The sequence below is a fragment of the Burkholderia sp. JP2-270 genome (assembly GCF_003233675.1).
GTDB classification, from domain to species: Bacteria; Pseudomonadota; Gammaproteobacteria; order Burkholderiales; family Burkholderiaceae; genus Burkholderia; species Burkholderia pyrrocinia_C.
Genome location: NZ_CP029824.1, coordinates 1,657,138 through 1,671,305 on the forward strand (window position 1 = coordinate 1,657,138; position 14,168 = coordinate 1,671,305).

9 protein-coding genes are annotated in these 14,168 nt (G+C 68.6%); 6 read left to right on the forward strand and 3 right to left on the reverse strand.

What is annotated here, in order from left to right:
• Positions 1-12: 12 nt before the first annotated feature.
• Positions 13-4,053, forward strand: a complete 4,041-nt coding sequence (locus DM992_RS07925) for a translocation/assembly module TamB domain-containing protein (protein ID WP_111016341.1) — start codon at positions 13-15, stop codon at positions 4,051-4,053.
• 95 nt (positions 4,054-4,148) lie between these two features.
• Here DM992_RS07925 and metG read toward each other — a convergent pair whose 3' ends face one another.
• Both metG and DM992_RS07940 read right to left on the reverse strand, forming a co-directional pair.
• The gene (metG, locus tag DM992_RS07930; RefSeq protein WP_111016342.1) at positions 4,149-6,302 is read right to left on the reverse strand and encodes a methionine--tRNA ligase; all 2,154 of its coding nucleotides are present in this window, start codon (positions 6,300-6,302) and stop codon (positions 4,149-4,151) included.
• Positions 6,303-6,677: 375 nt separating this feature from the next.
• On the reverse strand, positions 6,678-7,322 hold the full coding sequence (locus tag DM992_RS07940; protein ID WP_034178753.1) for an OmpA family protein: 645 nt from the start codon (positions 7,320-7,322) through the stop codon (positions 6,678-6,680).
• A gap of 350 nt (positions 7,323-7,672) precedes the next feature.
• Here DM992_RS07940 and apbC point away from each other — a divergent pair, with 350 nt between their 5' ends.
• The 5 genes from apbC (at position 7,673) to DM992_RS07965 (ending at position 13,378) form a co-directional block, all read left to right on the forward strand.
• Positions 7,673-8,764, forward strand: coding sequence for an iron-sulfur cluster carrier protein ApbC (gene apbC, locus DM992_RS07945; protein ID WP_111016343.1), 1,092 nt, complete (start codon positions 7,673-7,675; stop codon positions 8,762-8,764).
• 133 nt (positions 8,765-8,897) lie between these two features.
• Entirely contained in the window at positions 8,898-9,434 is a 537-nt protein-coding gene (sodC, locus tag DM992_RS07950; RefSeq protein ID WP_111016344.1) for a superoxide dismutase [Cu-Zn], read from the forward strand.
• A gap of 195 nt (positions 9,435-9,629) precedes the next feature.
• Positions 9,630-10,199 (forward strand): dCTP deaminase, encoded by a 570-nt coding sequence (dcd, locus tag DM992_RS07955; RefSeq protein ID WP_006398615.1) that lies wholly within the window; start codon positions 9,630-9,632, stop codon positions 10,197-10,199.
• 81 nt (positions 10,200-10,280) lie between these two features.
• The gene (locus DM992_RS07960) at positions 10,281-12,560 is read left to right on the forward strand and encodes an arginine/lysine/ornithine decarboxylase (RefSeq protein WP_034178750.1); all 2,280 of its coding nucleotides are present in this window, start codon (positions 10,281-10,283) and stop codon (positions 12,558-12,560) included.
• Positions 12,560-13,378: a lysozyme inhibitor LprI family protein gene (locus DM992_RS07965; RefSeq protein ID WP_111016345.1), complete on the forward strand. Its 819-nt coding sequence runs from the start codon at positions 12,560-12,562 to the stop codon at positions 13,376-13,378. Before DM992_RS07960 ends, DM992_RS07965 begins: the two co-directional genes overlap by 1 nt.
• Positions 13,379-13,484: 106 nt before the next feature.
• Here the strand turns inward: DM992_RS07965 and DM992_RS07970 are convergent, their stop codons facing one another.
• Positions 13,485-14,168 (reverse strand): HAD family phosphatase, encoded by a 684-nt coding sequence (locus DM992_RS07970; RefSeq protein ID WP_111017857.1) that lies wholly within the window; start codon positions 14,166-14,168, stop codon positions 13,485-13,487.

Genomic DNA, 14,168 nt, shown 5'->3' on the forward strand with positions numbered 1-14,168 from the left:
ACGACGAACCGCATGACGAAGGACCCGAACGACACGCCGCCGCCTCACGATCCGGACTCGCCCGACGGCACGCCCGACGCGCCACCGCGCGCGGCGCGCCGCGCACGCGCGGTGCGCGTCGTCGCGTGGACGCTCGCGACGGCCGTGCTGCTCGTCGTGCTGGCCGCCGGGCTCGTGCTGGCCGCGGCGACGACCGAGCGCGGCACGCGGCTCGCATGGCAGGTGGCCGGGCGCGTGCTCGGCGCACGGCTCGCGGGCACGCTCGAAGGCGGCTCGCTTGCGACCGGCGTGCGGTTGCGCGGTTTCGCGTGGACCAGCCCCGACGGCACCGGCACCGAGGTCCGCATCGACCGGCTCGACGGCCGCTGGGCATTGACCCGCGCGCCGTGGCGGCTGTCCGTCGCCTATCTTCGCGCGGGCACGATCGACGTGCGGATCGCGCCGGGGCCGTCGACGCCGAGCACGACGCCGCAGGACCTGAGCCTGCCGCTGCAGTTGCGGATCGACGAACTGCGCGTCGATCACCTCGCGATTCACGAAGGCGGTTCGACGACGCAGCTCGACCATCTCGCGCTGAACGGCCGCAGCGACGGCCGTCATCATGAACTCGTGCTCGGCGGCGTCGAGACGCCGTACGGCGCGCTGACCGCGCGCGCGAAGCTCGACGGCGTGAAGCCGTTCGCGCTGACGGGCGAAGCCACCTACGCGGGCAAGCTGTCCGACGAGCCGGTCGACGCGCGGGCCCGTGTGTCGGGCTCGCTCGAGGCGCTCGTCGCGGACGTCGATGCGAGCGGGATGAAGCTGAGCGGGCGCGCGCACGTCGAGGCCGCGCCGTTCGGCGCGGTGCCGCTCACGCGCGCGTCGCTCGCATTCGATCACGTGAACCCGCAGGCGCTCGCACCCGGGGCGCCGGCCGCCGATCTCGCGGTGCGCGCGGAACTCGCGCCCGTGACCGCGCCGGCCGGCGCCGCACCCGCGAAGGGGTTCGCGGTGACGGGCCCCGTGTCGATCGTCAACGCGAAGCCCGGCACGCTCGGCGATCACCTGCTGCCGGTGATCGACGCGCACGCGAACGTGCATCTCGACGCGCACGCGCAGCGGATCGACGATCTCGCGCTGAAGCTGATCCGCGACGGCAGCGTGACGGGCAACGGCACGCTGACGGGCGGCAAGGGCCGCTTCGACCTGAAGGTCGCGAACCTCGACCTGAACGCATTCGTCGCCGAGCTGCGGCCGATGCGCCTGGGCGGCCCGCTCGGCGTGACGCTCGCGGGCGACGTGACGACCGTCGATTTCGACCTGAACGACCCGAAGCTCGCACTCGGCGCGCGCGCGAAGGTTGCGCTGACGCCGCAGCAGACCGTGCTGACCGACGCGCGCGTGACGGCGGCCAAGGGCCGTATCGACCTGACGGGCGTGTTCCGCCACGACGCGCATTCGAGCTACGACGCGAAGGCGACGCTGACGGCGTTCGATCCGCTGCTGCTCGCCGCGATGAGGGCGCCGAAGGCCGGCGGCGGCAACGCGGCCGCCAAGGCAAAGGCGCCGGCCAGGCGCGGCGAGACGCGCGTGTCGGGCACGCTGAGCGCGTCGGGCGCGTTTGCGCCGCAGGTGTCGACGAAGGCGACCTTCAAGCTCGGCGAGAGCCTGTACGACGGCGTGCCGCTGACCGGTGCCGGCGTCGTGCAGCTCGCCGGCTCGCGGATCCTGCCGAGCAACGCGAACCTGTCGATCGCGGGCAACCACGTCGATTTGCGCGGCAGCTTCGGCGCGCCCGGCGACCGGCTGCGCTTCGTCGTCGACGCGCCGCAGCTCGAGCGGCTCGGCTTCGGCGTGGAAGGGCTCGTGCAGGCGCAGGGCGACCTGACCGGCAGCTTCGCGCACCCGAACGTGACGGCCACCTACAAGGCCGAGCGCGTCGTCGTCGGATCGAACCGGATCGGCGCCGCGCAGGGCCGCGCGGACATCCGCGACGGCGCGCACGGCGCACTCGTGTTCACGGCCGACGCGACCGACATCGCGCTCGGCTCGCTGAAGCTGAAATCGCTGCGCGCGAATCTGAACGGCACGCGCGCGAAGCATACGCTCGACGCATCGGCGGTCGGGACGACCGGCGGCCGCGTGATCGACGCGACGCTCGCGGCGAACGGCGGCGTGGTCGAGAACCGCGACGGGATGCGCTGGGACGGCACCGTCACGCGCCTCGCGAACCGCGGCACGCCGGCCGTCGCGCTGCAGGCGCCGCTCACCGTGTCGGCCGGCGCCGGCCGCGTGACGCTCGGCGCGACGCGGCTCACGCTCGAAGGCGCGGCGATCGACCTGAAGTCGTTCGTGTTCGATCACGGCCAGATGCGCTCGGCAGGCTCGGTGAGAGGCGCATCGGTCGCACGCTTCTTCGAGGTCCGCCAGGAGCTGACGGGCCAGCGGCCGCCGGTGCGCACCGACGTCGTGCTCGATGCCGACTGGGATTTCTCGCTCGGCGCGAACGCGACGGGCTACGTGCAGGTGAAGCGCCGCGGCGGAGACGTGACGATCGAGAGCGGGCGCGGCATCGCGTCGCTCGGGCTGACCGACCTGTCCGCGCGCGCGAGCTTCGCGCCTGGCAACCGGCTCAACGTGACGGCGCTCGCGAAGGCGAACCGGATCGGCACGCTCGATGCGAACGTCACGGTGCCGTTCGCGCTGCGCGACGGCATGTTCGGGGTCGTCGACGACGGCCCGCTGTCGGGCCGCATCGACGCCGACATCCCGTCGCTGAAAGCGACCGGCAACCTGTTCGGGCCGAGCTACCTGCTCGGCGGGCGCGCGGCGCTGAAGCTGACGGTCGCCGGCACGCCGGTGAAGCCGAACCTGTCGGGGATGCTGACGGGCGACGACCTGTCCGCGACGCTCGTCGACCAGGGCGTGCAGTTGAAGGACGGCATCGTGCGCGTGAAGCTCTCGGAAAACCTCGTCGAATTCCAGCAGGTCGAGTTCCACGGGGGCGACGGCACGCTGCGCGCGCTCGGCCGCGTGCGCCTCGACGGCGAGGCGCCCGACCTGACCGCGAGCATCGTCGCGGACAAGCTCGAACTGTTCGCGGCGCCGGACCGCAAGCTGTCGCTGTCGGGCAAGGCGACGGTCGCGAACGACGGTCCGCGCGGCGCGCTGTCGATCGACGGCAAGTTCGTCGTCGACCGCGCGCTGTTCGACCTGCCCGAGGAATCGGCGCCGCACCTGTCCGACGATGTCGTGATCGTGCAGCCGGACGGCACGGTGCGCGGCGAGACGCCGACCGGCACCGCGGTGGCGAAGCCGCCGCCGGCCGCGGACAAGCCGGCGCCGTCGCTCGCGCCGCGCGCGAACATCGACATCGGCCTCGGCAACAACTTCCGCTTCAAGGGCCACGGCGCGGATCTCGGGCTGCGCGGCACGATCACCGTGATGAGCGCGCAGGGCGTGCCGCTGCGTGCGGTCGGCAACGTGCGCGTGACCGAAGGGTCGACGTACACGTCGTTCGGCCGCAAGCTCGCGGTCGAGAACGGCTTCTTCACGTTCAACGGGCCCGTGTCGAACCCGGGGGTCAACATCCTGGCGATGCGGCGCAACCAGGAGGTCGAGGCCGGCGTGCAGGTGACGGGCACGATCCAGTCGCCGACGGTCAAGCTCGTGTCGGAGCCGAACGTTACCGACAACGAGAAGCTGTCGTGGCTGCTGTTCGGGCACGGCACCGACCAGGGCAACAACGTCGGCCAGCAGGGCGCGATGACGGCCGCGCTCGCGCTGCTCGGCAGCGCGACCGGCAAGCGCGTCGCGCAGACCATCGGCCTCGACGAGTTCTCGATCGGCCGCAGCGACGTCGGCCTGACCGATCCGCAGGTCGTGCAGGTGTCGAAGGCGATCAACGAGCGCTTCGTGCTCGGCTACGAGCAGGGGCTGCAGTCGGCCAGCAACGCGTTCAAGGCGACGATCAACCTGACGCGCTTCTGGTCGGTGTCCGCGTACGGCGGCACGTTCCAGGGCGTCGACCTGAACTACACGCGGCGCTTCGATCGCTGGTTCTGGCAGCGCTGACGGCGGGCGCGCGTCGCACCGCGCACATGTAAAAAAGGCCCCGCACGGATCGTGCGGGGCCTTTTTCGTGCAAGCGGCAGCGCGCTCGGTTCGGCTTACTTCACGCGCATGCCGGGCTTCGCGCCGCTGTGCGGCTCGAGGATGTAGAGGCCCGGCTCGGCCTTCTCGTCGGTTGCCGACGCCGCGAGCACCATCCCTTCGGACAGGCCGAACTTCATCTTGCGCGGCGCGAGGTTCGCGACCATCACCGTCAGCTTGCCGACGAGCTGCTCCGGCTGGTACGCGGACTTGATGCCCGAGAACACGTTGCGGGTCTTTTCCTCGCCGATGTCGAGCGTGAGCTGCAGCAGCTTGTCCGAGCCTTCGACGGCCTGGCACGCGACGATCTTCGCGATGCGCAGGTCGATCTTCGCGAAATCGTCGATCGAGATGGGGGCGTCGTCGGCGCCGTTCACGACGGCCGGCTTCGCGTTCGCTTTGGCGTTCTTCGCATCCTTCGAGTCCTTCGCCGCGTTCGCGGTCGCAGGGGCCGTGTCGGCCTGCAGCGAATCGCGGTTCGCGGCGAGCAGCGCGTCGATCTGCTTCGCGTCGACGCGCGTCATCAGGTGCTGGTAAGCCTTGACCGGCTGTTCCGACGACAGCGGCTTCGCGGCATCGGCCCACGTGAGCGGCGCGATCCCGAAGAACGACTCGACGGATTCGGCGACGCGCGGCATCACCGGCTTCAGCGCGAGCGACAGCAGGCGGAACGCCTCGAGGCTCACGCTGCAGGTTTCGTGCAGCGCGACCGCGTTGGCCGGATCCTTCGCGAGCTCCCACGGCTTCGCGCCGTCGACGTACGCGTTCACGTCGTCCGCGAGCTCCATCGTGTGACGCAGTGCGCGGCTGTATTCGCGTGCTTCGTAGTTCGCGGCGATCGCGGGAATCGCATCGCGCAGCTTCGCGACGAGCGGATGGTTCATCGCGCTGTCCTGCACGCGGCCGTCGAAGCGCTTGAGCAGGAAGCCGGCAGCACGGCTCGCGATGTTCACGTACTTGCCGACGAGGTCGCTGTTCACGCGTGCCTGGAAGTCGTCGAGGTTCAGGTCGATGTCTTCCATCGTCGCGTTCAGCTTCGCGGCGAAGTAGTAGCGCAGCCATTCCGGGTTCAGGCCCGTGTCGATGTAGCTCTGCGCGGTGATGAACGTGCCGCGCGACTTCGACATCTTCGCGCCGTCGACCGTCAGGAAGCCGTGCGCGAACACGTTGGTCGGCGTGCGGTGGCCCGAGAACTCGAGCATCGCGGGCCAGAACAGCGTGTGGAAGTACAGGATGTCCTTGCCGATGAAGTGGTACTGCTCGGCCTTCGAGCCCGCGCGGATCCACGCGTCGAAATCGATGCCGTTGCGGTCGCACAGGTTCTTGAAGCTCGCGTAGTAGCCGACCGGCGCGTCGAGCCACACGTAGAAATACTTGCCGGGCGCGCCCGGGATCTCGAAGCCGAAGTACGGCGCGTCACGCGAGATGTCCCAGTCGGCGAGCTTGGCCTCGCCGGCGTCGCCGAGCCATTCGCGCATCTTGTTGGTGGCTTCGGGCTGCGCGAGGCCGCTCACCCATTCGCGCAGGAACGTCTCGCAGCGCGGGTCGGACAGGCGGAAGAAGTAGTGCTTCGACGTCTTGCGCACCGGCGTTGCGCCCGACACGACCGAATACGGGTTCAGCAGTTCGGTCGGCAGGTAGGTCGAGCCGCACACCTCGCAGTTGTCGCCGTACTGGTCCTTCGCGTGGCACTTCGGGCACTCGCCCTTGATGAAGCGGTCCGGCAGGAACATTTCCTTCACGGGGTCGTACGCCTGCTCGATCTCGCGCTCGGCGATCAGGCCGGCTTCCCGCAGCGCGAGGTAGATCTGCTCGCTCAGCACGCGGTTCTCGTCCGAGTCGGTCGAGTAGAAGTTGTCGAACGACACGCCGAAGCTGTCGAAGTCGCGCTTGTGCTCGGTCCAGACGCGGTCGATCAACTGCTTCGGGCTCAGGCCTTCCTTCTCCGCGCGCAGCATGATCGGCGTGCCGTGCGTGTCGTCGGCGCCGATGTAGTAGACCTCGTGACCGTGCATTCGCAGCGTCCGCACCCAGATGTCGGTCTGGATGTACTCGACCAGGTGGCCGATGTGGATCTGCCCGTTGGCATAGGGCAGTGCGGACGTAACCAGGATCTGGCGCGCGCCTTGCGGCGCCGCAGCCTGCACGGAAGTGAGGTCGGTTGCGGACATAGGGTCTGTAGAGGAACGGCGGAAATACGACGGGAAACTGCGATTCTAGCAGGGGCGCGGGCCGGGGAGGCGGCCCGGCGCCGCGTGGCGGGCGCCGGAACGCGCAGAGTCGCGCAAACGGCGTGCCCGGCGGTGCTGTTGCGCTGCAGCACGAATTCTGCAGGCAAAAAAAACCGGGGCGGATACGGCCCCGGAGCAACAACGACAAGAGGAGAATGGTGACGCGCCGGCAACTACCAGCCGCGTACCGTAAATACTGACCACGGCCCGCGACGGAAGTTCGAAATTTTTTTCGATTTGTTACCGGCCCCGACGGACGCCTTGTCCGGCGGCGCTGCGCGGGCGGCGTGCCCGCGCCTTCTCCTCGTCGTGCGCTTACTGCGCCTGCGCTGCGCGCAGGTAGATTTCGACGCGGCGGTTCTGTGCGCGGCCGGCTTCGGTCGCGTTGTCCGCGATCGGGTTCGACGGGCCCATGCCCTGCGCCGACAGGCGGCCGGCGTTGACGCCGCGCTGCGCGAGCGCGTTCACGACGCTTTGCGCGCGGTTCTGCGACAGCGTCTGGTTCAGCTGCGCCGAGCCCGTGCTGTCCGTGTAGCCGACGACCGATGCCGTCACTTGCGGGTTCTGGTTCAGCGTCGTCGCCAGGTCGTTCAGCAGCGGCGTGAATGCCGGCGTGATCGCGTACTGGTTTGTCGCGAACGTCACCGAGCTCGGCACGTTCAGCTTCAGCGAGCCGTCCGGCTGCTCGGTCACCTGCGTGCCCGTCTTCGCTGCCGACGGCGCGAGCTTGTTCCTGATCGCCTGCCAGTTGTAACCCGTCACGCCGCCGACCAGCGCGCCGACGCCCGCGCCGATCGCCGCGCCCTTGCCGCCGCCAGCCAGAGCGCCGATGCCTGCGCCCAGCGCCGCACCCGTGCCGGTACCGACGGCCGTGTTGGTGCCTTGCGGCGATGCGCAGCCGGCCAGCACTGCACCGGCCAGGGCGAAGACGGACAGGCGAGTCGCGATTTTCATGTTCATCTTGGATTCCTCTCTTGGTTGAACGAGTCGACAACGACAACTACAGTTACGGCTCCCCGCACAGGCCGCCCGAAAAAAGGAGGGCGGGCCTGGCGCTCGCGGCAGCCGCCGAGGCGGTTGCATGCCCTGTCCGTCAACATGGCTGTTCGGACAGCGCGACGCGTCAGCCTCTACAATATAGGCGGTTAGTGGCCGATTTGGCCCCATAGCGTGCCGCACGCGAAGATTGCGCCGGGTCGCGCGTTCGCGCAATGGCATGCAACAGATTCTTTCACTTTTCCCGATTTTCGCAGCGTAATTTGATATTTTTTGACGTTTGCGCGCGCGAAAAACGTTTTCACGGAGTTTCGATGAGCATTGACCGGGCACAAGTCGACGCCGCACTGGCGGCTGTCGTCGACCCCAATACCGGCCGGCCGTATGCGGCGAACAAGGGCGTGCGCAACGTCGCGATCGACGGCGATGTCGTGGCGCTCGACGTGGTGCTCGGTTATCCCGCGCGCAGCCAGCACGACGACGTGCGCGCACGCGTCGCGGCGGCGCTCCAGGCCGTGCCGGGCGTGCGCGACGCGCGCGTCGCCGTGTCGCAGGAGATCGTCGCGCACACGGTGCAGCGCGGCGTGAAACTGCTGCCGAACGTGAAGAACATCGTCGCGGTGGCGTCGGGCAAGGGCGGCGTCGGCAAGAGCACGACGGCCGTGAACCTCGCGCTCGCGCTCGCCGCGGAAGGCGCATCGGTCGGCATTCTCGACGCCGACATCTATGGCCCGTCGCTGCCGACGATGCTCGGCATCCACGGCCAGCGCCCCGAGTCGCCCGACAACCAGTCGATGAACCCGCTCGTCGGCCACGGGCTGCAGGCGAACTCGATCGGCTTCCTGATCGAGGAAGACAATCCGATGGTGTGGCGCGGCCCGATGGCGACCTCCGCGCTCGAGCAGTTGCTGCGCCAGACCAACTGGCGCGAGCTCGACTACCTGATCGTCGACATGCCGCCCGGCACCGGCGACATCCAGCTGACGCTCGCGCAGCGCGTGCCCGTCACGGGCGCGGTGATCGTCACGACGCCGCAGGACATCGCGCTGCTCGACGCGAAGAAGGGCCTGAAGATGTTCGAGAAGGTCGGGATTCCGATCCTCGGCATCGTCGAGAACATGAGCATCCACATCTGCTCGAATTGCGGCCACGAGGAGCATATCTTCGGCGCCGGCGGGGCCGAGCGGATGGCGAAGGACTACGATGTGAACGTGCTCGGCAGCCTGCCGCTCGACATCGCGATCCGCGAGCGGGCCGACGGCGGCACGCCGACGGTCGCGGCCGATCCGGACGGCGCGCTGGCGCGCCGCTACCGCGACATCGCGCGCGGGGTCGCGCTGGCGATTGCCGAGCGCGCGCGCGACATGACGTCGAAGTTCCCGACCATCGTTGTTCAAAATACGTAAAACCCTTGCGGGGCGGGGCCTCACGCTGTTTACGGCGCCGCGAGGCGCGGTATCATGGCGACTTTTCCCGGGTCCCTTTACCCGCCCGGCACGGCTGCCGTGTCAAACGGCCGTCAGCCGGCATGAGGATCGAATGAAACAACGACATCACGGGGTGCGCGCCGGCCGCGCGCGGCACGCGCTGCTGGCCGCCGCCGCGCTGGGCCTGCTGGCCGGCTGCACCTCCTTTTCCTCGACGCACGAAAAGCGGGCCGACGCACAACTGCAGCCGACGGTCGGCTCGCAGGCGCGCGGCGCGGTGACGTTCGTCGAGCGTCCGGACGGCGTCCAGGTCACCTACAACCTGGTCGGCCTGCCGCCGAACAGCGATCATGCGCTGCAGGTGCACGAGCGCGGCGACTGCAACGCGGGCGACGGCTCGAGCGCCGGCCAGGTGTTCGCGCCTGCCGCCGACCGCCTGCGCGCGGGCGCCCGCGTCGCCGGCGACCTCGGCAACATCCATGCGGATGCGAACGGCGTCGCGGCCGGCTTCATCGTCGCCCCCGATCTGGCCCTCGATGGCGTGCGCTCGGCGATGAGCCGCGCGGCGCTGGTGCACCGCGACCCGAGCGATCCCGCGTTTCCGCAGCATGGCGCGGGCCCTGCGCTCGCCTGCGGCGTGATCCGCTGACGGCTGCCGCGTGCGCGGGCCGATGATCGCGTAAAATGTCCGCCTTTCCCCGCCGCCGCCTCGTATCGGCGGCTTTCGTTTTCCGTCACGCAGCGTTTCCTGGCGCCCCGATATGACACGACCCCCACGCTCACTTTGTTCGCTGCCCCCCGAGGGGGCGGTCAGCCTCCTTGGGACGGCCCGGCGGAGGCTGACATGAGCATCAAGTCCGACAAGTGGATTCGGCGCATGGCCGAAGAGCACAAGATGATCGAGCCGTTCGTGCCCGATCAGGTTCGCGCGTCCGAGGATGGCCGCCGGATCGTCAGCTACGGCACGTCGAGCTACGGCTACGACATCCGCTGCGCAGACGAATTCAAGATCTTCACGAACATCAACTCGACGATCGTCGATCCGAAGAACTTCGACGAGGGTTCGTTTGTCGATTTCAAGGGCGACGTGTGCATCATCCCGCCGAACTCGTTCGCGCTGGCCCGCACCGTCGAATATTTCCGCATCCCGCGCACCGTGCTGACGGTCTGCCTCGGCAAGTCGACCTATGCGCGCTGCGGGATCATCGTCAACGTGACGCCGTTCGAGCCCGAGTGGGAAGGCTACGTCACGCTGGAATTCTCGAACACCACGCCGCTGCCCGCGAAGATCTACGCGAACGAAGGCGTCGCGCAGGTGCTCTTCTTCGAGAGCGACGAAGTGTGCGACGTGTCGTACGCCGATCGCGGCGGCAAGTATCAGGGGCAGCGCGGTGTCACGCTGCCGAAAACCTGATCTGGTTGCATAACGTCTCACCAGTTTCCGGGTGACCGCTGCGCGTGACGCGCCGCGGTCGTTCTTTTTGGAGAATCGCCCATGAAGTTTCGTTTCCCCGTCGTCATCATCGACGAAGATTTCCGCTCCGAGAACATCTCGGGCTCCGGCATCCGGGCGTTGGCCGAAGCGATCGAGAAGGAGGGCGTCGAAGTCCTCGGCCTCACGAGCTACGGCGATCTGACGTCGTTCGCGCAGCAGTCGAGCCGCGCGTCGTGCTTCATCCTGTCGATCGACGACGACGAACTCATGCTCGGCGAAACCGGCCCGGACGGCGAGCTGCCCGAGCTCGCGACCGCGATCATCGAGCTGCGCGCGTTCGTCACCGAAGTGCGCCGCCGCAACGCGGACATCCCGATCTTCCTGTACGGCGAGACGCGCACGTCGCGGCATCTGCCGAACGACATCCTGCGCGAGCTGCACGGCTTCATCCACATGTTCGAGGACACGCCGGAGTTCGTCGCGCGCCACATCATCCGTGAGGCGAAGGTCTATCTCGACTCCCTCGCGCCGCCGTTCTTCAAGGAACTCGTCAAGTACGCGGACGAAGGCTCGTATTCGTGGCACTGCCCGGGCCATTCGGGCGGCGTCGCGTTCCTGAAGAACCCGCTCGGCCAGATGTTCCACCAGTTCTTCGGCGAGAACATGCTGCGCGCGGACGTCTGCAATGCGGTGGACGAACTCGGCCAGCTGCTCGATCACACGGGCCCGGTCGCGGCATCCGAGCGCAATGCGGCGCGCATCTTCAGCGCCGATCACCTGTTCTTCGTGACCAACGGCACGTCGACGTCGAACAAGATCGTCTGGCACGCGACGGTGGCGCCGGGCGACATCGTGCTGGTCGACCGCAACTGCCACAAGTCGATCCTGCACGCGATCACGATGACGGGCGCGATCCCGGTGTTCCTGACGCCGACGCGCAACCATTTCGGCATCATCGGGCCGATCCCGCGCGACGAATTCAAGCCGGAGAACATCCGCAAGAAGATCGAGGCGAACCCGTTCGCGCGCGAGGCGCTGCGCGAGAACCCGGACATGAAGCCGCGGATCCTGACGATCACGCAGAGCACGTACGACGGTGTCGTCTACAACGTCGAGATGATCAAGGACCTGCTCGGCGACCTGCTGGACACGCTGCACTTCGACGAAGCGTGGCTGCCGCATGCGACGTTCCACGATTTCTACCGCGACATGCACGCGATCGGCGACGGCCGCCCGCGCACGGGCGCGCTCGTGTTCGCGACGCACTCGACGCACAAGCTGCTCGCCGGCATCTCGCAGGCGTCGCAGATCGTCGTGCAGGATTCGGAGAACCGCACGTTCGACAAGCACCGCTTCAACGAGGCGTACCTGATGCACACGTCGACGAGCCCGCAGTACGCGATCATCGCGTCGTGCGACGTCGCGGCCGCGATGATGGAGCCGCCGGGCGGCACCGCGCTCGTCGAGGAATCGATCGCCGAGGCGATCGACTTCCGCCGCGCGATGCGCAAGGTCGACGCCGAATACGGCGACGACTGGTTCTTCAGCGTGTGGGGCCCGGACAACCTGTCGGAAGAAGGCATCGGTTCGCGCGACGACTGGATGCTGAAGCCGAACGACCACTGGCACGGCTTCGGCCCGCTCGCGGAAGGCTTCAACATGCTCGACCCGATCAAGGCGACGATCATCACGCCGGGGCTCGACGTGGACGGCGAGTTCGGCGAGACGGGCATTCCGGCCGCGATCGTCACGAAGTACCTGGCCGAGCACGGGATCATCGTCGAGAAGACCGGCCTGTATTCGTTCTTCATCATGTTCACGATCGGCATCACGAAGGGCCGCTGGAACTCGATGGTGACCGAGCTGCAGCAGTTCAAGGACGACTACGACAACAACCAGCCGCTGTGGCGCGTGCTGCCGGAATTCGTCGCGCAGCACCCGCGCTACGAGCGTGTCGGCCTGCGCGACCTGTGCACGCAGATTCACGACGTGTACCGCGCGAACGACATCGCCCGCCTGACGACCGAGATGTACCTGTCGGACATGGAGCCGGCGATGAAGCCGTCGGACGCGTTCGCGAAGCTCGCGCACCGCAAGATCGATCGCGTGCCGCTCGACGAGCTCGAAGGCCGCGTGACGAGCATCCTGCTGACGCCGTACCCGCCGGGCATTCCGCTGCTGATCCCGGGCGAGCGCTTCAACAAGACGATCGTAAACTACCTGCGGTTCGCGCGCGACTTCAACGAGCGCTTCCCGGGCTTCCACACCGACATCCACGGCCTCGTCGCGGAAGAGGTGAACGGCCGCGTCGAGTACTACGTCGACTGCGTGCGCGACTGATGGCGACGCACGGACGATTCCGGGCGATGCGCGCGGCGGTGGCCGCGCTCGTCGTCTGGGCGGCAGGGGCGGCGGGGCTGGCAGGGTTTGGCGTCGCACATGCGGAAGTCGCGGCGGCCGACCCGATCGACGTCGCGATGCGGCAATGCCTCGCGCGGCGCGACCGGTCGTCGACGGCCGGCCAGATCCAGTGCATGGGCGAAGCGCAGCAGCAGTGGCAGGCGGTGATGGACGGCGCGTACCAGCGCCTGTTGAAGGATGCGCCGGCCGACGCGAAGCGCGGCTGGCAGGACAGCCAGCGCCGCTGGGTCACGTGGCGCAAGGATGAAGTCATTCTGCTGAAGGCCGTGTACGACACGACGCGCGGCACCGCGTACACGATGTCGAGCGCCGACATGCAGTTGCAGCCCGTGCGTGATCGCGCGCTGGCGCTGCGCGGCGCTGCCGATCGTTATGCGCCGCCGCCCGCCGCCGTAGCGGTCGCGGCCACGAGCGGCACGAGCGCGGCCGAGGGCGCGGCCGCGTCGAACGGCAAGCCGGCGGCGAACGCACCGCGCGATCCGGCCGTGCGCCGCGTGCGGCCGTGCGAACAGGATGCCGCGTGCGAGCATGCGCTGTTCGACCTGAACCGCTATTACCAGAAGCTGCGCCGCAAGATGCCTGCGCATTCGGCCGCGACACTGGTGCGCGCGCAGCGCGCGTGGGTCGCGTTCCGCGATGCGACGGCGCCGCTCGTCGGCGAGGACGGTCGCGTCGACCTGATCGGCGCGCGCATCGCGACGATGAAGCGGCTGTCGGAGACGGCCGGCAACAAGTAGAAGCAGTCGCGACGTCAGTCGTTCGGCGGCAAGGCAAAACGGGCACCCTTGGGTGCCCGTTTGCATTCGGCGGTGCGCACCGCACCGTGTTTCGCGCTCGCGTGCGCTACGCGGGCTTCTGCGTATCGTACCGGCCGAACCACGACGGCACGAGCGCGACCGCATCGTCGAGCGACGCGAGCACGTGCAGGCTCAGCGCGACGATTTCAGGCGTCGGCACCTTCAGGTCGGGCACGGTGACCACCGACGCGCCCGCGCCGGCGGCGGACTGCGCGCCGAAGTCGCTGTCCTCGAACGCGACGCACGCGTGCGCCGGCACGCCGAGGCGTTCGGCCGCGAGCCGGTAGACGGCCGGGTCGGGCTTGCCGCGCGCGACTTCGTCGCCGCCCGCGATCGCGCGGAAGAACGGCAGCACGCCGACCGCGTCGAGCCGCGCGCGGATCACGTCGCACGCGGACGACGATGCGACCGCGCACGGAATGCCGGCCTGCGCGAGCGCGTCGAGCAGCGTGAACGCGCCGGGCTTCAGCGGAAACTTCGGATGAGGCTCGGGCGCCGCGAGCTGTTCGCGCACGCGGGTGCGCACGGCGTCGAACGTATCGGTATTGCCGATCAGCCGTGCCAGGATGACCTGGCCCTCGGCGAACGAGCGGCCGACGATCTGCAGGTAGTCGGTGGCGGTCAGCGCGACACCGTGCGCATTCGACACGTCGATCCACGTGTTCATGATGGTCCGCTCGGAATCGACGAGCAGGCCGTCCATGTCGAAGAGTGCGGCGGAAAAGGTCAT

Excerpts from the sequence above, each read along its gene's own strand:
- DM992_RS07960 (WP_034178750.1), top strand. The coding sequence starts at position 10,281 with ATGAAGTTTCGTTTCCCCGTCGTCATCATCGACGAAGATTTCCGCTCC.
- DM992_RS07965 (WP_111016345.1), top strand. The coding sequence starts at position 12,560 with ATGGCGACGCACGGACGATTCCGGGCGATGCGCGCGGCGGTGGCCGCG.
- DM992_RS07940 (WP_034178753.1), bottom strand. The coding sequence starts at position 7,322 with ATGAACATGAAAATCGCGACTCGCCTGTCCGTCTTCGCCCTGGCCGGT.
- DM992_RS07925 (WP_111016341.1), top strand. The coding sequence starts at position 13 with ATGACGAAGGACCCGAACGACACGCCGCCGCCTCACGATCCGGACTCG.
- DM992_RS07970 (WP_111017857.1), bottom strand. The coding sequence starts at position 14,168 with ATGACCTTTTCCGCCGCACTCTTCGACATGGACGGCCTGCTCGTCGAT.
- metG (WP_111016342.1), bottom strand. The coding sequence starts at position 6,302 with ATGTCCGCAACCGACCTCACTTCCGTGCAGGCTGCGGCGCCGCAAGGC.
- apbC (WP_111016343.1), top strand. The coding sequence starts at position 7,673 with ATGAGCATTGACCGGGCACAAGTCGACGCCGCACTGGCGGCTGTCGTC.
- dcd (WP_006398615.1), top strand. The coding sequence starts at position 9,630 with ATGAGCATCAAGTCCGACAAGTGGATTCGGCGCATGGCCGAAGAGCAC.
- sodC (WP_111016344.1), top strand. The coding sequence starts at position 8,898 with ATGAAACAACGACATCACGGGGTGCGCGCCGGCCGCGCGCGGCACGCG.